The organism is Rhodococcus sp. NBC_00297, from assembly GCF_036173065.1.
GTDB lineage: Bacteria > Actinomycetota > Actinomycetes > Mycobacteriales > Mycobacteriaceae > Rhodococcoides.
Genome location: NZ_CP108041.1, coordinates 1967306 through 1985333, shown reverse-complemented (window position 1 = coordinate 1985333; position 18028 = coordinate 1967306). Strand labels below are relative to the sequence as shown.

Genomic DNA, 18028 nt, shown 5'->3' with positions numbered 1-18028 from the left:
TGACCGGCCGGGGGGGGGGCCCCCGAGCGCGGATGGCGGCCCTCCCCTGGGCATACTGTCCAATCCCTCCCCGAGCGCTGTCAGAAACGCCGTGGGGCCTTGATTTCGGGGTTTCAAGGCTGTGAGCTGGTGTTTTTTGGGGCGGGTGCCGAGGCTGACGCCATCAGTCTCGGTCCCCGCCGTGGGTGTGAGTGTGCCTGGTGTGGTGCGCTCAGCCGTGGGGTCGTTACCGTTCCGTTATGTAGCCCGCTGGTCCGCGGGCTGAGGCTGGCATCGTTGCTGGTCAGAATTTTTTCGGCTCCCCCATGACGTCGACTGGGGATGGATGCGCGGGGAGCGGGCGTCGGCGGCGCGTGTTAGGTGTCGCTGTGCCGCGGATGACGGCGGTGATCTTCTCGTGGTCGAGGGTGGTGGGCCACCGGAGGGTAAGTCGTTCGTAGACATAGATGGCGTCCAGTGGTATCCGGATGAGCTTGCCGATGCGCATGTGCGGTATCTCGCCGCGCGCGCAGAGTCGGTGGATGGTGTGGACGGGCGTTGCCCAGCGTTCTGCTAGGTCGGACGGCTTGACAAAGACAGCTTCCGTGGATGGCGTATTCACTCGATCACTCTATGCGGCAACGGTTTACACCCGTACTGGTGTACGGGACCGGCGTGCTACCGTCGTCGCTGCCGAACGAAACCCGCACAGCAACCAACCGAGAAGCGCCCCCAACCCATCCACGGATTGGGGGCGCTTTGGTGGTGCAGTGGGAGGGGGACTACTCGGCTGCGGTGACGCCGCCGCACTTCATCCAGTTTTCGCCGTGCTCATCTGCGACCTGGTAAGCGTGGATGCCGTGCTTGTTGGCTTCTGCAACGCCCCAGGTCCACGCGTCTTTCGCGGAGTCGAAGTCACCTTCCGCCACAAGGTCACCGGTTTTCGTACTTTTCAGTTCGTATTTAGCCATGCGCACCACAGTAAGGGGGCTACCCGCCCTTGGGCATCGTTTTGCGTCTGTGGCGCTGTCGGCGTCCTGGGGTATCGTTTCCGGTGTCGTGCTGATGGCCTCGGGCCTGGCTCCCACCAAGGGTGTCCCCGGAGGTTCCATGTCCACGCAAGTATTCGATTTTGCGGTGCAAGCCGCGATGCTCGCCCTCGAAGCGTTCGCCGTTTACCTGGTGTGGTCCGACCAGCGCAGGGGCCGATGAGCCAGCTCACTGTCCCGCGCGGAACCGTTCCTCGCCGTCCAGCTCCCTGACCATTTCCGCCAGCCGTTGTGCGGAAGCCCGGACGGTAGAGACGAACGCCGTGTAAGGGTCGGGGTCCGTTTCGGGTTCTGCGGACGGCGGCGCGTAGTCGGCCGCAGTGAGTACGTTATCGGCGGCTTCGACTGTGGCGGCGAGCGAAGCCTGAACGTATGCGAGGAGGGGGTCGGGGATGGTCATGGACTGGACCGTAGCGGTTGGGTGCACCGGAGCGTGTAAGGCGCGGACCCTTCGGGGCTTGTCCGGAACCCCCCAGGGTGACCCCCATTGTCCGCTGACCGTCGTTCCGCTCCACGACCTCTGGCCCCCCGGCCTGGTGGGCGCGGGGAGCTGTTGGTTGACCGCCCCGCCGGTGATCGGTCAGCGGGGCGGCTCCCACGGCCAGGTCTCGTGGGATTGTCAGCACAGTTCAACTGGGGGCCGCTGTTTAGCGTCGGGCGCGCCCTGAGAACGACGTGGTGCGGAGAGGGTCAGCGGTGCGCGTTCATTTCCCGTTCGAGGGTGTCGACGGCGGCGGCGATGGCGTCCAGGGCGGCGCGGGCGGTGTCGAGGGTCCACACGTCGGTGGTCCCGCCGTGCAGGCTCAGGCCGAACTCGATTTCGTCGGGGCCGACATGGAACCGGGAAACGTCTACGCGGATGGGCGCCCCGGGTGCGTCATGCGACGCGACGGGCGTGATGGTCACTTCGTGGTCGTCGGCGGCTACGACGCGGTGGGAACACCCGACACAGTGGGTGGGCACGGGCGGGACGGGTGGGTGCACTTCGGCCACCAGGTGACCGCATGTGGCGCAGTAGAGGCGTACACGTCCGTGGGTGCTCATGCGTGCCACCCAAGGGCGACAACGGCGGTAAGGCCGTAGTAGACGGTGGCGTAGAGGGCGACGAAAACGCTTGTGACGATGGCGAAGTCGCGCGCATCGTGGTTGTTGTTGATGGGTGCCGATACACTTCGGGCACGGTTCACGGGCAGGTCCGATCTGTCGGTGGCTGAGGCCCTGGTCGAGAGTTGCACCTCTCACCGGGGCCGCATCATTTCGGATGCAGTGCCATTCGTACCCTCGTTGTGACGGGCGACAGCATCGTGACCGCGTTGACGTCGATCATCGACAAGGCTCTGCAGACACAGGTCTGACGGGGGACTCGGGTCTCACGGGCGACCGCGGGGCGGTGACGGTCGAGGCGGCGCTGGCGATCTCGTCGATCGTCGCCGTCCTGGTGTTGTGCCTCGGTGCGCTGGTCACCGTCACCGAGCACATCCGGTGCATCGACGCGGCGCGGGAGGGTGCCCGGCTCTCGGCGCTCGGAGACGAGAGCGCGGTGACGTCGGCGACGGTGGTGGCCCCGCCCGGTGCGCGGGTGACGGTGTCGCGCGTCGGCGATCTGGTGACGGTGCGGGTGGAGGCGTCGTCGCCGCTGCCGGGGTTGACGGTGTCGGCGAGTGCGGTGGCGACGGCGGAGCCGACGGGTGGATGACCGCGGTTCGGCGACTGTGCTGGGAGCGTTCGTCACGGCGGCGCTGGTGGTGGTGACCGCGGCGGTGGTCTCGGTGGGTGCCGCCGTCTCGGCCCGTCATCAGGCGCAGTCGGCGGCGGACCTCGCTGCGCTGGCGGGTGCCGCCGCACTGACGTCGGGGTCCGAGGCGGGGTGCGCGGCGGCGACGGCGTCGGCTGCCCGGATGGATGCGGTGCTGGACGGATGCGCGGTGGAGGAGTGGGACGTGCAGGTCCGGGTGCGAGTGCGGATCGCGCTGCTGCGCTTAGGGGAGAGGGATGCGGTGGCCTCTGCGCGGGCGGGGCCGGTGAAGGAGTGAACCAGCACCTCGGTATGTCGGTCAGCGCGACTCGGCGAGCCTGCGTACTTCCGGTGCGACGGGGCGGCCGGTCTTCACACTGGCGGCCACGGCGGCTCGTGCAGCTGCCCGCCTCACAGAGACACGCAACTGGTGCCTCGGTGATCGTGGACTATCGACCCCGGATTCCGGGGCCTGGATTCCACGATCGCGCCAGCAGGAGCACGCCCATGCCGATGGTCCACACGTTCAGGGTGTCGAGGGCGAGCCGCTCGGTGACACCCGAGCCCAGTCCCCACTTCCCGGGGCTGAGGAAGGCGATGCCGCCCACCACGGCGATCGCACTGCAGGCGTAGGTGAATCGCGAGGCGACTCGCCCGACGGATCTTGCGACACACAGCATTCCGGCGAGCTGCAGGCCGAAGTGCACCTGCGCCGCGACGGTGTGGGGGACCGGTGCGACGTCCATCGGGAGGAACCCGACGGCGCACGTCGCGAGACCGGAGAGCGCCACGAGGATCCACCCCGTCCGTGCGATGCCCACCCAGGGACGTACCAGGAGCGCCGCGCCCGCTGCGGTGGCGCCGCCCACGGCGACGAACGTCGCGTTCATGACGACGTGATCGGGCGAGCAGTAGTCGGTGCACGTCGCCGCACCGAGGGCGCTGATGACGTCGTCACGCCAGCTGTACGGGGTGGTCCAGGAACGCGAGACGATCACTTGCATCGGCCAGTAGAGGACTGTGGCGATCCACAAGGAGGCGACGCTCCGACGCAGGGTCATGACACGACGGTAGACACCGGCGTCGTGACCGGCGCATCATGAGGTGAGTCACACGTGTGACGTGCGGTAACGCGCAACCGGGTTATCGCAGGCCGAGCATCGGGGGAATCGGAATGTCGAGAGTGGCGGACGTCAAGGACGAGGCACGATCGCGGCTGCGGTGGTTCGCGGTGCACGGAGTGGTGCGCTTCTTCGCCAAACGCGGCATCAAGATCGGTGACCCGCAGGCCAAGCTCATCGCCGATCCGGTGACTCGCGCGAACCCCGGTGTCGTCTACCAGGAGATTCGCGACCGGGGAAAGATCGTCAAGGGCCGCGTCGCCTACCTCACCGTCGACCACGGGCTGATCTTCGACCTCCTGCGCTCGGACGACTACCGCACCGTCGTCGTGGGCGGCAATCTCCCGAAGCCGCTGCGGGCGATCGAGCGTCGCACCCGAACCGCCGCTCTGCACCCGCTGGCGCCGCCGTCGCTGCTGTCGGTCGAGCCGCCCTCGCACACCCGCTACCGCAAGCTGGTGTCGTCGGTGTTCACCGCGCGCGCCGTCAACGCGATGCGCGACAACGTGCAGCAGGTGGCCGACACGCTTCTCGACGAACTCGTGGCTGCGGGCGGCGGCACGGTCGACATCGTGTCGTCGTACTGCGCCAAGCTTCCGGTCGCCGTCATCGGTGACATCCTCGGCGTGCCGGAGGCGGACCGCGACAAGGTGCTCGAGTTCGGCGAACTCGCGGCGCCCAGTCTCGACGTCGGTCTGACGTGGTCGCAGTTCCGCGAGGTCGAGCAGGGCCTCGAGGGCTTCGACCGGTGGCTCGCCACCCACATCGCGGGATTGCGCGACAACCCGGGCGACGATCTGATGAGTCAGCTCATCGCGGCGTCCGAGGACGGGGTGTACCTGAACGATCGGGAACTCCGTGCCACCGCGGGTTTGGTGTTGGCGGCAGGGTTCGAGACGACGGTCAACCTGCTCGGCAGCGGCATCAATCTGCTGATGAACAACCCCGACCAGCTCGCGCGACTGCAGGACGATCCGTCGCTGTGGGGAACGGCCGTCGACGAGATGCTGCGGCTCGAGTCGCCGGTGCAGATGACGGCCCGCGTCGCGAAGGGTTCCGTCACCCTCGAAGGCATGGACCTCGAGGCCGGCGATCTGGTGGTGTGCGTCCTCGCGGCCGGTAATCGGGACCCGCAGGTCTTCGACGACGCCGACACCTTCGACGTCGGTCGGTCCAACGCCAACAAGCACCTGTCGTTCTCGGGTGGGCGCCACTACTGCCTCGGCGCCGCACTCGCGCGCGCGGAGAGCGAGGTGGGACTGCGCACGCTGTTCGACCGCTTCCCGCATCTGTCGTCCGCCGGCACCGGCGTCAAGCGGGACACCCGTGTGCTGCACGGGTTCCGCACGCTACCGGTGGCGCTCGGCGAACCGGCCACCGTGTCTGCCTAACCCTCCAGACAGGCGAGGACGGCGTCGAGCACGCGCACGGCGCCGTCCTTGTCCAACGGATCGTTTCCGTTGCCGCACTTGGGTGACTGCACGCAGGACGGGCACCCCGAGACACACTCGCACGACGCGATGGCCTCGCGGGTCGCGGAGAGCCAGGTGCCGATGACGGCGTGGCCGCGGTCGGCGAATCCGGCGCCACCGTCGTACCCGTCGTAGACGAAGACCGTCGGCAGGCCGGTGTCGGCGTGCAGTGCCGTCGACACGCCGCCGATGTCCCATCGGTCGCATGTCGCGACGAGGGGCAGCAGACCGATGGCCGCGTGCTCCGCCGCGTGGAGCGACCCGGGGACACGTTCGGCGGTCACGCCGGCGGACTCGAGCAACTCCGGCGTGATCGTGTACATGACTGCGCGCGTGTGGAGTTCCTGCATCGGCATGTCGAGTTCCACGGAGTCGAGAATCTCTCCGGACGGCAGTCTGCGGAGGTATCCGACCACCTGGTGGCTCACCTGGACCTGCACCAGCGCGACGTCGACCTCCCCGTACGACTGCTGTTCGTGCACGTCCTCGATCACGATGTCGGTGATCTCGCGCGCCGAGGTGGTCCACTCGGGCTCCTCGTGGTGCACCACCGCGAGGCCGTCCTCGAAGTCGAGCGTGTCCACGACGAACGACTCGCCCTGATGTATGTGGACAGCGCCGGGGTGGGTCGTCGAGGGCGCGCGGCCGGCGTCGACGGTGCCGAGCATGCGTCCGGTGGAGCCGTCGACGATCGCGATCTGCGACCCGATACCGCCCCGGATGTCCACCGCCGCATGGGGGGTCGCGTCCGCGGTGATGTACCACCCGTGCGGCCGACGGCGGAGCAGACCCCGGTCCGCGAGGGACTGCGCGACGTCCTGAGCGCCGAGCTCGATCACCTCGTCGTCGGTCAGCGGGAGTTCCATGGCCGCGCAGAGCAGCTGTGGCCCCAGCACGTAGGGGTTGGTGGGATCGGTGACCGTCGCCTCGATGGGCTTGTCCAGCAACGCGGCCGGATGGTGCACGAGGTACGTGTCGAGCGGGTCGTCCCGGCCCACCAGGATCACCAGCGATCCCTGGCCGCGGCGACCGGAGCGGCCGGCCTGCTGCCAGAACGACGCGACCGTCCCCGGGAAGCCGGCGACGACGACGGCGTCGAGCCCCGCGATGTCGACGCCGAGCTCGAGTGCGTTGGTGGTGGCCACGCCGAGCAGGGTGCCGTCGGACAGCGACCGCTCTAGTTCGCGGCGGTCGTCGGCGAGGTATCCGGCCCGGTATGCCGCGATGCGCTGCGGCAGATCGGGATCGACGTCCGCGAGCAGCCGCGCGGTACCCAGTGCCGTCAGCTCCGCGCCGCGTCGGGAACGGACGAACGTCAGTGTTCGGGCGCCCTCGACGACGAGGTCGGCCATGATGCGTGCGGCCTCGGAACCGGCGGCGCGCCGGATCGGCGCCCCGTTCTCACCCGTGACGTCCAGAAGCGGTGGCTCCCACAGGGCGACGGTCCGGGGACCGTGGGGAGATCCGTCCTCGGTGATCTCCTCGCACGGTGCACCGACCAGGCGACTGGCCGCAGCCCCGGGATTCGACGCGGTGGCGCTCGCGAGAACGACGACGGGCGCGGCGCCGTAGCGCGCGGCGATGCGCCGGAGTCGTCGCAGGATCAGGGCGACGTTGGAGCCGAACACCCCTCGATACGAATGACATTCGTCGACGACGACGTACGCCAGGTTGCGGAAGAAGTGCGCCCACCGCTGATGGCCCTTGAGCAGCGAGATGTGCAGCATGTCGGGGTTGGTGAAGATCCACCGTGAATTCGCCCGGGCCCACTGGCGCACCTCGAGGGGTGTGTCGCCGTCGTACGCACTCGGTGCGATGTCCGGGAAGCCCCGCGCGGCGAGCGAGTCCGTCATGTCCACTGCAGCCCGAAGCTGGTCTGCCCCCAGCGCCTTGGTGGGCGCGAGGTAGAGCGCGGTGGCGCGCGCGTCGGTCGACAGACGGGACAGCACGGGCATCCGGTACGCCAGCGACTTGCCCGATGCCGTGCCCGTCGAGACCACCACGTTGCGGCCCGACCACGCGAGCGACGCGGCCTCTGCCTGGTGGGTCCACGGCTGCGGGATCCCGCAGTCCTGGAAGACCTCGACGACCGCGGGCTCGAGCCACTGCGGCCATGCGGCGTACCGGGACTCACGTCCCGGCAGCTCCACCGCATGGGTCAGCGGAGACTCTCCCGGCGACGTTCCCGCCAGCGCTCGTCCGAGCAGCATTCCGCCGAACGAGGAGGCCGGTGCGTCGGTCGTCGTGCTCACTGTCTCTCACTCCCTCGGTGCTCGTGTCGATCGTAGAAGAACGGGCGGACAGAGCCCGCGAGGATATTTACGAAGTTGTTGTCTCGTCGACTGTCGCGCCGCCGTCCGACGTGGTTCACTGTTCTCGGTCGCAGCTTCTGTGTTCGTTTTCACGCTCGCAGGATCTAATGTTGCGAGCGCGGTGCGTGAAGCTCTGCCCACGGGGTGACTCTTGGGGGGGGATCATCACAGCGGTCGGAACCGGCCCGATGGACTGTAAGTGCCGTTCATCGCATCCGGTGTTCAAGAAAAGGATAGACAAGCATGGCACAGGGAACTGTGAAGTGGTTCAACGCCGAAAAGGGCTTCGGCTTCATCGCACCCGAGGACGGCTCCGCTGACGTCTTCGTCCACTACTCCGAGATCCAGGGCAGCGGCTTCCGCACCCTCGAGGAGAACCAGCGCGTGGAGTTCGAGGTCGGACAGGGCACCAAGGGCCCCCAGGCCACGGGCGTCCGCGCCGTCTGATCTCGATCGGACAGTCTCTACCGACACGTCCCCCGTCGCCTTCCGAGGTGGCGGGGGACGTCTCGTTTCCGTGACACTGCGTCGCGGACACCACGCCGGCGGGGCGTTCGTGGCTTACTGTCGCGATCGTGAGCCAGTTGTCCTTCTTCTCCGCCGAGTCGACGCCGCCCGACGCGGCCGACCTCGCCGGGCTGCTGGCTGCGCAGGGTCAGCCCGTGATCGTGTCCGGGCGCACGCGCATCTCCGTCGTCGTCGACGCCACCTGGCGTGCCCACGCGGTGGCCGACCTGATCGAGTCGTGCGGCTTCGACGCCGAGATCACGACGACCGACGAGGGACGGCCACTGGTCCGGACCGAGCCGGTGCCCGAGCTGGCGTCGCTCGCCGCGGAGTGGGTCCGGGGAGCGGTGAAGGCGGTGCCCGGGGGTTGGGTGCCCGGACCGCGCGCCCTGCGGGCCTGGGTGGTCGCGGCGGGACGGCAGGAGGCAGGCGGCGCCCGGTTCGTCCTCGGACTCGATCCGCACGCCCCCGACACGCATCCGGTGCTCGCCCAGTCGTTGATGCGCGCCGGTGTGGCGCCGACTCTGGTGGGAACCCACGGAGGGACGCCGGCACTCCGGATCACCGGTCGACGTCGGGTGACCAGGCTCATCGAGAACATCGGCGAGCCGCCACCGGGCGCTCTCGCCGCGGGCGGGTGGCCCGTCCTCGTGTAGAGGAAGAGGGGGACTCGGACGGAGGTCACCGATGGTCGATGGGCCGCGGTGTCACATACGAGTTGCACGTGTGTGTCACTCTGTAGTGTGTCGGCTTCGAACGGTTCGGGGTATCGACGCAGGTGAACGGGTTCCCTCTCGCGGGGACCAGGAAGGTTCGGCAGCAGGTGGCAGCAGGAGACAGCACGGGGAACTCGTCGTCCGGCGCGTCCGGGCTTCGGCGTCTCGTGATCGTCGAGTCACCCACCAAGGCCAAGAAGATCGCGCCCTATCTGGGCAAGAACTACGTGGTCGAGGCCTCGGTCGGGCACATCCGAGATCTCCCGCGTGGTGCTGCAGACGTTCCGGCCAAGTACAAGGGCGAGTCCTGGGCTCGTCTCGGTGTCGACGTGGACCACGACTTCGAGGCTCTCTACGTCGTCAGCCCGGAGAAGAAGGGCAAGGTCGCCGAGCTCAAGAGCTTGCTCAAGGACGCCGACGAGCTCTACCTCGCCACCGACCCCGACCGCGAGGGCGAGGCCATCGCGTGGCATCTCCTCGAGACGCTCAAGCCGAAGATTCCGGTTCGACGGATGGTCTTCCACGAGATCACCGAGCCGGCCATCCTCGCCGCCGCCGCCGACACCCGCGAACTGGACACCGACCTCGTCGACGCCCAGGAGACGCGCCGCATCCTCGACCGCCTGTACGGCTACGAGGTCTCGCCGGTGCTGTGGAAGAAGGTCATGCCGAAGCTGTCGGCGGGCCGCGTCCAGTCGGTGGCCACACGTGTCATCGTGCAGCGCGAACGTGAGCGCATGGCGTTCCGATCGGCCGAGTACTGGGACATCTCGGCGCAGCTCGACGCGGGCGCCGAGGCGACGCCGCGGGCGTTCGGTGCGCGCCTGGTCAACGTCGACGGCTCTCGCGTCGCGTCGGGACGCGACTTCGGTGCCGACGGCAAACTCAAGTCCGAGGGCGTCACCGTTCTCGACGAGGCGCGCGCACGCCGGTTGTCCGAGGCTCTGGACGGTGTCGATCTGACCGTCGCGTCGGTCGAGTCCAAGCCGTACACGCGTCGTCCGTACCCGCCGTTCATGACCTCGACCCTGCAGCAGGAGGCCGGGCGCAAGCTCCGCATGTCCTCCGAGCGCACCATGCGTATCGCGCAGCGGTTGTACGAGAACGGCTACATCACCTACATGCGTACCGACTCGACGAACCTGTCGGCGTCGGCGATCGATGCCGCACGTCGCCAGGCCACCGAGTTGTACGGCCCGGAGTACGTGCACGACACTCCGCGGCAGTACACCCGGAAGGTCAAGAACGCCCAGGAGGCGCACGAGGCCATCCGCCCCGCGGGTGATTCCTTCGCGACTCCCGGTCAGTTGCACAGCTCGCTCGACACCGACGAGTTCCGGCTGTACGAGCTGATCTGGCAGCGCACCGTCGCCTCCCAGATGGCGGATGCGCGCGGAACCACTCTGTCGCTGCGTATCTCGGGCACCGCGGGTACCGGTGAGGAGTGCACCTTCGCCGCGTCGGGACGCACCATCACGTTCGCCGGCTTCCTCAAGGCTTACGTCGAGAGTGTCGACGACCAGGCCGGCGGACAGTCCGACGACGCCGAGTCCCGGTTGCCGGTTCTCGAGCAGGGACAGGCGGTCACGGCCACCGGTCTCGATCCCGACGGTCACACCACCAACCCACCGGCCCGCTTCACCGAGGCGTCGCTCATCAAGACGCTCGAGGAACTCGGCATCGGTCGCCCGTCGACGTACTCGTCGATCATCAAGACCATCCTCGACCGCGGATACGTCTACAAGCGCGGTAGCGCCCTGGTGCCGTCGTGGGTGGCGTTCTCCGTGATCGCGTTGCTGGAGGCGCACTTCGGCCGGTTGGTCGACTTCGACTTCACCGCAGGCATGGAGGACGACCTCGACGCCATCGCCGGTGGCCGCGAACGACGTGGAGACTGGTTGTCCGCCTTCTACTTCGGCGGTGAGAACGGCACGGAGGGGTCGGTCGCACGGTCCGGCGGACTGAAGAAGATGGTCGGCCAGAACCTCGAGGACATCGACGCCCGCGTCATCAACTCGATCCACCTGTTCGACGACTCCGAAGGTCGCGACGTACACGTCCGCGTCGGTCGCTACGGCCCGTACCTCGAACGGATGGTGCAGAACCCGGACGATCCCGACGGGGATCCGATCTCGCAGCGCGCCAACCTGCCCGACGACCTTCCGCCGGACGAGCTGACGCTCGAGTTCGCCGAGAAGCTGTTCGCGACTCCGCAGGAGGGTCGCAAGCTCGGTGTCGACCCGCTGTCGGGTCATGAGATCGTCGCCAAGGAAGGACGATTCGGGCCGTACGTCACCGAGGTCATCCCCGAGGAGCCCGAGCCCACCCCGGACATCGTTCCGGTGGAACAGCATTCGTCCGACGGGGGCGGCGGCACCGCCGTGGCCACCAAGACGGCGAAAAAGGCTCCCGCCAAGAAGGCCGCGAAGAAAGCGACCGCACCGAAGCCGCGAACGGGTTCGTTGCTCAAGTCGATGGATCTCGCGACGGTCACGTTGGACGACGCGCTGAAGCTGCTGTCGTTGCCGCGCGTGGTGGGCGTCGACCCCGAGAGCAAGGAAGAGATCACGGCGCAGAACGGGCGCTACGGTCCCTACCTCAAGAAGGGTACCGACTCCCGCTCGCTGGCCACCGAGGACCAGATCTTCACCGTCTCCCTCGAGGAGGCTCTGAAGATCTACTCCGAGCCCAAGCGTCGCGGACGTCAGGGTACGGCCACGCCGCCGCTGCGCGAACTCGGTGTGGACACTGTCAGTGGTCAGCCGATGGTGATCAAGGACGGCCGCTTCGGTCCGTACGTCACCGACGGTGAGGCCAACGCCAGCCTGCGCAAGGGCGACGAGGTGGGCACCATCACCGACGAGCGGGCCATGGAACTCCTCGCGGATCGTCGCGCTCGCGGGCCCGTGAAGAAGAAGGCCACCAAGAAGGCGCCGGCGAAGAAGGCTCCCGCCAAGAAGGCGGCAGCGAAGAAGACGCCGGCCAAGAAGGCTCCCGCGAAGAAGGCGGCCGCCAAGAAGACCGCTGCGAAGAAGACGCCGCCCGCCGAGTCCTGAGGACCGCATCTGTCCGCGATTGCCCCTAGCGTTCTCCTCACACACGAGGAGAGGGGTCACATCATGGCGGGGACGTACACATCCGTGGGGCCGTCGGTCGACGTCACGGGCGAGAAGCTCGATCTGGTCACCATCCTGGCCGATCAGCGCGGGATGCTCGCGATCACGGCGCGGGGGATCACCGATGAGCAGGCGCGTCGGCGCACGACCGTCAGTGAGTTCACGCTCGCCTCGCTGATCGCGCACGTCGCGTCGGTGATCCGCGGGAACGTGACCATGCTCGAGGAGCGCGACGAGAACTCGACCGTCGACTTCTCGGGATCGGGCGAGCCCGAGGTGCCGGAGTCGATCGAACAGGTGCTGGCCGAACTCGACTGTGCCGGCCGAGCGCTGGAGCAGTGCATCGCCGCGCTCGGCAACCTCGACGACCTGATCCCGCAACCCACCGCACCGTGGGCGCCGGAGCGCATCTGGTGGACCGCGCGGCGCGTACTGCTGCACCTGTTGCGCGAGATCGCCCACCACAGCGGGCACGCCGACATCCTCCGCGAGGCTCTGGACGGGCAGTCGACAATGGGTGTGGTGGCGGGTGACATGGGGTTGGAGTTCTAGGCGCGCGCTCTGACGCACGGGGTTCAGTGGGCGGACACCGGTTGTAGCAGGCTGCAGGGGGTGTGCACGTCACGGAGAGGGTGTGCGCACCCGGTGCAGCGGCCACAGTCGATGCGCGGCCGAGCCCACCCCTGGAGCGGTACTCTCACTCTCGAACCACTGACCTACTTCGGGAGTACTGATGGCCGGCGGACTCGTAGCCCTGCTCGACGACGTGGCAGCGCTTGCCAGGCTGGCGGCGGCGTCGATCGACGACGTCGGTGCCGCGACAGGCAAGGCGACGGCCAAGGCCGCCGGTGTGGTCATCGACGACACCGCCGTGACGCCGCAGTACGTGCGCGGCCTCGCCGCCGAACGTGAGCTCCCCATCGTGCGGCGCATCGCCCTCGGGTCGCTCCGTAACAAGCTGCTCATCATCCTGCCGATCGCGCTGCTGCTGAGCCAGTTCCTGCCGTGGCTGCTGACGCCGATCCTCATGGTCGGCGGTGCCTACCTCAGTTACGAAGCGATGCACAAGATCTGGGGCGCCATCTCCGGACACGGCGCTCACGATCACGAGGAGGACGGACCTCGCGACGAGGACGCTGTCGTCGCCGGAGCTGTGCGCACCGACCTCATCCTGTCCGCCGAGATCATGGTCATCGCGCTCGACACCATCGCCGCCGAGGGTTTCTGGAGCCGACTGATCATCCTGGCCGTCGTCGCCGTGGTGATCACCGTCCTCGTCTACGGCGTTGTCGGTCTCATCGTGAAGATGGACGACATCGGTCTCCGGTTGGCCGACACCTCGTCGGGCATCGCGCAGACCGTCGGGCGCGGCCTGGTCAAGGGCATGCCCAAGGTCATGGCGGTGCTGTCCGTGGTGGGCACCGCGGCGATGTTGTGGGTCGGCGGCCACATCCTGCTCAACGGCATCGACGAGCTGGGCTTCCACCCGATCTACGAGTTCGTCCACCACATGGAGGACGCGGTCCACGACGTCGCCGGTATCGGGGGTGTGCTGGCCTGGATCGTCAACACGCTGGCATCCGCGCTGATCGGTCTCGTCGTCGGCTCTATCGTCGTGGCCGTGATGACCGGGGTGTCCTCGTTGCTGGCCAAGCGTCGCGGTGGGGCTGTCGCACAGGAGCACTAAGCTCTCCTCCCATGGCGCGAGTGTTCGAACGGCTGGTCGGTCAGCACGAGGTGGTCGCCGAGCTGTCCGACGCGGCGGCGGCTGCGCGTGAGGGTGACATCGGTTCCCGCATGACGCATTCGTGGTTGTTCACCGGGCCTCCCGGGTCCGGCCGCTCCATCGCCGCTGTCTGCTTCGCGGCTGCGCTGCAGTGCACGGATCCGGACGTCATCGGGTGCGGCCACTGCCACGCCTGCACCACCACCCTGCACGGCACCCACGGCGACGTGCGCCGCATCGTGCCGCAGGGCCTCAGCATCTCTGTCAAGGAGATGCGCGAGGTGGTGCAGATGGCAGCGCGTCGCCCCACCACGGGGACGTGGCAGATCGTGGTCATCGAGGACGCGGACAGGCTGGGCGAGCGCGCCTACAACGCGCTCCTCAAGGCGGTCGAGGAGCCGCCGGCCCGCACCATATTCCTGCTCTGCGCACCGTCCGTGGATCCGGAGGACATCGCCGTCACCATCCGCTCGCGCTGCCGGCACGTGGCTCTGGTGACGCCCAAACCCGCGGACATCGCACGCGTACTGCGGGAGAACGACGGCCTGGACGAGAAGACCGCCGCGTGGGCCGCCTCGGTGGGCGGCGGACACGTGGGCCGCGCGCGCCGCTTGGCGACGGACCCCGAGGCACGCGAGCGACGGCAGCGGGCACTGGGCATCGCCAAGGCGGCGCTCCGCCCCGCCACCCAGTACGCGGTGGTCGAAGAACTGGTGAAGGCCGCCGAGTCCGACGCGGTGCAGATCAACGCCGACCGCGACGAGCGGGAGACCGACGAACTGCGGACGTCACTCGGCGCCGGCGGCACCGGCAAGGGTGCAGCGGGCGCGCTGCGAGGATCCGCCGGCGTGCTCAAGGAACTGGAACAGCGGCAGAAGTCGAGGCGCACTCGTACCGGTCGAGACTCGCTGGACCGGGCACTCATCGACCTCGCCGGGCTGTACCGCGACGCTCTCGCACAGTCGTACGGCGCCTCGTCGACGATGACGCACCCCGACATGGAGGACCAGGCCCGCGGCCTCGCCTCGGTGTCGACTCCCGAGTCGTTGCTGCAGTGCATCGAGGCGATCCTCCGGTGCCGCGAAGCGCTGGAGATGAACGTCAAGCCCAAGTTCGCGGTCGACGCGATGGTCGCCACACTGGGCGCGGCGGCCCGCTGACCCCCGTTTTGGGTTCGGGCGGGGGGACCGGTTAAACTTGCGATGGCTCCTCAGGGAGCCGCGCCGCCTTAGCTCAGTCGGTAGAGCATTTCACTCGTAATGAAAAGGTCAAGAGTTCGATTCTCTTAGGCGGCTCCAACAGTCAGAAAAAGCGGCCACGCGATATACGTGGCCGCTTTTTCGATCTCTGATCCCCTGTCCTAGCCGTCGACACTCGTCTGCGCAGGAGCCTGTCGCACCGAGAACAGATTGCCGAACGGATCGAGCAGCTGGCACAGACGTTCACCGGTGAAGACCGTCTTGGGTCCCCGGTGTGCAACCGCTCCGTGGGCTGTCCAGTCCGCGACGATCGCATCCACGTCGGTCACGGTCCAGTAGGCGGAGACTCCGTCCGGCCCGGACGAGTTGTAGTCGTCGTTCTCGTGCAGCGTGAGCCGTACCCCGTCGATGTCGTAGGCCACCAGTGCCCCGCCCCGCTGGATCGGTGTGCGACCCAGCCGGGCGGAGTACCACTCGACTGCGGCCTCGAGGTCGTCGACGAAGTAGAAGACGTTGCCGACGGGCCCGAGGGCGAGGGGGGTGGTCATCGGGCGAGGAAGTCGAGAATGTCTGCGTCCAGGGCCTTCTGGTAGTCGCCGTAGATGCCGTGCGGTGCGCCCGGGTACACCTTCAACGTGCCGTCCCGGACGAGGTCGATGGACTTCAGGGCCGCCGCCGCGATGGGGACGATCTGGTCGTCGTCACCCTGGGCGATGAAGATCGGGACCGTCAGCGCCTTCAGATCCTCGGTGAAGTCGGTCTCGGAGAACGCTTTCACGCAGTCGTAGGCGGCAGCGAGGTTGACGAGCATTCCCTGACGCCAGAAGTCGTCGATCGCGCCTTGCGAGACCGCGGCGCCGTCACGGTTGGCGCCGAAGAATGGCTGCGCGAGATCCTGGTAGAACTGCGAGCGGTCGGTCAGCACGCCGTCGCGGATGTCGTTCAGTGCCTCGATCGGGGTGCCCTCCGGGTTGGACTCCGACTTCAGCATGATGGGCGGGACGGCGCCGGCAGTGATGACGCGGGCGACGCGGGATCCGCCGTGCTGGGCGGCGTAGCGGACGACTTCGCCGCCGCCGGTCGAGTGGCCGATCAACGTCAGTTCCTGCAGATCCAGAGCCTCGACGAGCTCGGCGAGGTCACGGGCGTAGGTGTCCATGTCGTTGCCGGTGTAGGTCTTGGACGACCGGCCGTGTCCGCGGCGATCGTGGGCGATGGCCCGGTAGCCGGCGTCGGCGAGCAGCTTGAGCTCGACCTGCCAGGCATCCGACGACAGCGGCCATCCGTGGCTCAGCACCACGGGCTTTCCGGTGCCCTGCTCGGTGTAGTAGATCTCGGCTCCGTCGGTGGTGGTGATGTAGGGCATGGCGACCTCCAGGTTTCGTGGGTTCCGATCAGTGGCTGACGACAACGCTTTTGCACGCCTGACCGGGGGTCGTCACGTCCGGCCGGGGTCTCGCACTACCGGTCGGCCGGTACGCCGAACAGGTGTTCCTCCTTCTCGGTCGTACCGGTCACCGTGTAGGACAGAGCCTCGGTCATCCGCTGGTGATCCGACTCGGTCCAGCGCTCACGGTGCTGCCGCTCGAGATCGCCCCACGACCGGGCGGTGAACTGCTCGACACGCAGAGACGGGTCCTCGCCGTTCCTGAACAGTGCCCAGGAGTACCCGCCGGTCCGGCGGCGAGCTTTCCCGACGGCCGCCATGGCGCGGTCGAAGTCGGTCGTCGAGTCGGGCCGCACCCGGTACGTCACCGAGACGACCACGGGGCCGTCGTCGGGTTCGGGTTCGAACATCACCATCGGTGTCGGCCACGCCGTCGACACCCCGCGCGGCAGCGTGCCGGTGTCGGCGCGCAGAGGCAGGACCGTGACGCTGGCGGCGGTGACCACCAACAGCACCGCCGAGATCAGCAGCGCCGCGGCGAAACCGACGTGCGACGCGACCAGACCCCAGACGAACGAGCCCAGCGCCTGGGAGCCCATGAACACCAACAGGTAGATCGACATCCCCCGAGCTCTCACCCAGTGCGCGAGAGAGAGCTGAATCGCCGCGTTGAGAGTGGTCAGGGTGGCGATCCACGCGGCGCCCGACAGCAGCAGCAACGGGACGGCCGCGCCGGCGGGGAGGTAGGCCACGGAGACGACGCCGACGGCATAGGTCACCGCGGACAGTGCCAGCACGGCGTTGCCCGACATCGACTGTCGCAACCGCGGGTAGAGCGCCACGCCGGACACTGCGCCGACACCGAGCATTCCCAGGACGAGCCCGTACCCCGACGCGCCGAAGTGCAGGTGGCGCGAAGAGGCCAGGGGCAGCAGGGCCCACAGCGCCGATGCCGGGAAGGCGAACAGGGCCGAGCGCAGCAGGATCCGGCGCACGATCGGTGCGGACTGCATGTAGTGCAGCCCGGTCAGCATGGACCTGCCGAGGCGCTCTCGGTCGACGGATCGATCGTCTGCGGGCCGACGCCACCACACGAGCGCGCCGATGATGACGACGAACGTCAGGGCGTTGATGGCGAACACCGCGGCGGGTCCGGCCGCAGCCACGATCACGCCGCCGATGGCCGGGCCGACGGCGCGCGCACCGTTCACGGTCACGCCGCCCAGGGCGGATGCTGCCGGGATCTGTTCGGCCGGGACCAGTTCCGGCTGAATGGCCTGCCATGCGGGAGACGACAGCGCAGAGCCGCACCCCAGCAGGAACGTCATCGCCAGCAACATCACCGGGGTCAGCACGTCGGTGAAGGCGAGCACCGCGGTGGCCGTCGCGGCGATGGCGGTGTACGTGCTGATCGCGATCAACAACTTGCGCCGATCGAGCAGATCGGCGAGTCCGCCGGCGAGGAGGGCGAAGAACAAGGTGGGCAGCAGGCTGGCCGTCTGCACGAGGGCGACCACCGTCGCGCTGCTGTTCTGCTCCACCAGGAACCACTGTGATCCCACCGTCTGCATCCACAGGCCGATGTTCGACACCAACTGAGCGATGAACAGCGTGCGATACACCCGGCCACGCAGCGGCGCCCATGCCGAGGACGAGTGGGTGTCGGGGCCTGCGGCGAGGTCGGCGGTCATGGGTGGACCTTCCGGTCG

At 68.1% G+C, this 18028-nt stretch carries 18 protein-coding genes, 1 tRNA gene and 1 pseudogene; 11 read left to right on the top strand and 9 right to left on the bottom strand.

The features are described 5' to 3' along the window. Positions 1 to 283 precede the first annotated feature (283 nt). The 4 genes from OG947_RS09510 to OG947_RS09495 all read right to left on the bottom strand — a co-directional run bounded on the left by OG947_RS09510 (position 284) and on the right by OG947_RS09495 (position 1934). Positions 284 to 601 carry a helix-turn-helix domain-containing protein gene (locus OG947_RS09510; protein WP_328813781.1) on the bottom strand — a complete coding sequence of 106 codons (318 nt, stop codon included), beginning with the start codon at positions 599 to 601 and terminating at the stop codon, positions 284 to 286. A gap of 160 nt (positions 602 to 761) precedes the next feature. Beyond that, positions 762 to 950 carry a hypothetical protein gene (locus tag OG947_RS09505; protein ID WP_328813780.1) on the bottom strand — a complete coding sequence of 63 codons (189 nt, stop codon included), beginning with the start codon at positions 948 to 950 and terminating at the stop codon, positions 762 to 764. A gap of 247 nt (positions 951 to 1197) precedes the next feature. Further along, complete coding sequence (locus OG947_RS09500; RefSeq protein ID WP_328813778.1) at positions 1198 to 1428, bottom strand: hypothetical protein; 231 nt, start codon at positions 1426 to 1428, stop codon at positions 1198 to 1200. 290 nt (positions 1429 to 1718) lie between these two features. Continuing rightward, positions 1719 to 1934, bottom strand: coding sequence for a hypothetical protein (locus OG947_RS09495; protein WP_328813777.1), 216 nt, complete (start codon positions 1932 to 1934; stop codon positions 1719 to 1721). Between the two features lie 362 nt (positions 1935 to 2296). On the opposite strand from OG947_RS09495, the pseudogene OG947_RS22655 reads away from it, so the two are divergent. The 3 genes and pseudogenes from OG947_RS22655 to OG947_RS09485 form a co-directional block, all read left to right on the top strand. Further along, positions 2297 to 2383: pseudogene (locus OG947_RS22655) on the top strand (DUF4244 domain-containing protein); the annotation flags it as partial. 35 nt (positions 2384 to 2418) lie between these two features. Further along, on the top strand, positions 2419 to 2724 hold the full coding sequence (locus OG947_RS09490; RefSeq protein ID WP_197027832.1) for a TadE family type IV pilus minor pilin: 306 nt from the start codon (positions 2419 to 2421) through the stop codon (positions 2722 to 2724). After that, positions 2717 to 3061 carry an Rv3654c family TadE-like protein gene (locus OG947_RS09485; RefSeq protein WP_328810848.1) on the top strand — a complete coding sequence of 115 codons (345 nt, stop codon included), beginning with the start codon at positions 2717 to 2719 and terminating at the stop codon, positions 3059 to 3061. The genes OG947_RS09490 and OG947_RS09485 overlap by 8 nt, the downstream gene beginning before the upstream one ends. A 151-nt stretch (positions 3062 to 3212) precedes the next feature. On the opposite strand, the gene OG947_RS09480 is transcribed toward OG947_RS09485, so the two are convergent. Then, positions 3213 to 3824 (bottom strand): DUF998 domain-containing protein, encoded by a 612-nt coding sequence (locus OG947_RS09480; RefSeq protein WP_328813776.1) that lies wholly within the window; start codon positions 3822 to 3824, stop codon positions 3213 to 3215. Positions 3825 to 3937: 113 nt separating this feature from the next. On the opposite strand from OG947_RS09480, the gene OG947_RS09475 reads away from it, so the two are divergent. After that, complete coding sequence (locus tag OG947_RS09475) at positions 3938 to 5275, top strand: cytochrome P450 (RefSeq protein ID WP_222647571.1); 1338 nt, start codon at positions 3938 to 3940, stop codon at positions 5273 to 5275. On the opposite strand, the gene OG947_RS09470 is transcribed toward OG947_RS09475, so the two are convergent. Beyond that, positions 5272 to 7566 carry a DEAD/DEAH box helicase gene (locus OG947_RS09470; RefSeq protein ID WP_328813997.1) on the bottom strand — a complete coding sequence of 765 codons (2295 nt, stop codon included), beginning with the start codon at positions 7564 to 7566 and terminating at the stop codon, positions 5272 to 5274. The two genes, OG947_RS09475 and OG947_RS09470, sit on opposite strands and share 4 nt — an antisense overlap. A gap of 345 nt (positions 7567 to 7911) precedes the next feature. Here OG947_RS09470 and OG947_RS09465 point away from each other — a divergent pair, with 345 nt between their 5' ends. The 7 genes from OG947_RS09465 (at position 7912) to OG947_RS09435 (ending at position 15031) form a co-directional block, all read left to right on the top strand. After that, positions 7912 to 8115 (top strand): cold-shock protein, encoded by a 204-nt coding sequence (locus OG947_RS09465; RefSeq protein ID WP_005248460.1) that lies wholly within the window; start codon positions 7912 to 7914, stop codon positions 8113 to 8115. A 128-nt stretch (positions 8116 to 8243) separates the two neighbouring features. Next, complete coding sequence (locus tag OG947_RS09460; RefSeq protein WP_222638935.1) at positions 8244 to 8831, top strand: hypothetical protein; 588 nt, start codon at positions 8244 to 8246, stop codon at positions 8829 to 8831. Between the two features lie 167 nt (positions 8832 to 8998). Further along, positions 8999 to 11947, top strand: coding sequence for a type I DNA topoisomerase (gene topA / locus OG947_RS09455; protein ID WP_328813774.1), 2949 nt, complete (start codon positions 8999 to 9001; stop codon positions 11945 to 11947). Positions 11948 to 12010: 63 nt separating this feature from the next. Continuing rightward, entirely contained in the window at positions 12011 to 12559 is a 549-nt protein-coding gene (locus tag OG947_RS09450) for a mycothiol transferase (RefSeq protein WP_307096584.1), read from the top strand. Positions 12560 to 12740: 181 nt separating this feature from the next. After that, positions 12741 to 13694, top strand: coding sequence for a DUF808 domain-containing protein (locus OG947_RS09445; protein ID WP_222647574.1), 954 nt, complete (start codon positions 12741 to 12743; stop codon positions 13692 to 13694). 11 nt (positions 13695 to 13705) lie between these two features. Beyond that, positions 13706 to 14893, top strand: a complete 1188-nt coding sequence (locus tag OG947_RS09440) for a DNA polymerase III subunit delta' (protein ID WP_328813772.1) — start codon at positions 13706 to 13708, stop codon at positions 14891 to 14893. A 62-nt stretch (positions 14894 to 14955) separates the two neighbouring features. Further along, a tRNA-Thr gene (locus OG947_RS09435) sits at positions 14956 to 15031 on the top strand. Positions 15032 to 15093: 62 nt separating this feature from the next. On the opposite strand, the gene OG947_RS09430 is transcribed toward OG947_RS09435, so the two are convergent. The 3 genes from OG947_RS09430 to OG947_RS09420 all read right to left on the bottom strand — a co-directional run bounded on the left by OG947_RS09430 (position 15094) and on the right by OG947_RS09420 (position 18010). Further along, positions 15094 to 15480: a VOC family protein gene (locus tag OG947_RS09430; protein WP_328813771.1), complete on the bottom strand. Its 387-nt coding sequence runs from the start codon at positions 15478 to 15480 to the stop codon at positions 15094 to 15096. Next, complete coding sequence (locus tag OG947_RS09425) at positions 15477 to 16298, bottom strand: alpha/beta fold hydrolase (RefSeq protein WP_328813770.1); 822 nt, start codon at positions 16296 to 16298, stop codon at positions 15477 to 15479. The genes OG947_RS09430 and OG947_RS09425 overlap by 4 nt, the downstream gene beginning before the upstream one ends. Positions 16299 to 16393: 95 nt before the next feature. Then, positions 16394 to 18010, bottom strand: coding sequence for an MFS transporter (locus OG947_RS09420; protein WP_328813769.1), 1617 nt, complete (start codon positions 18008 to 18010; stop codon positions 16394 to 16396). Positions 18011 to 18028 lie beyond the last annotated feature (18 nt).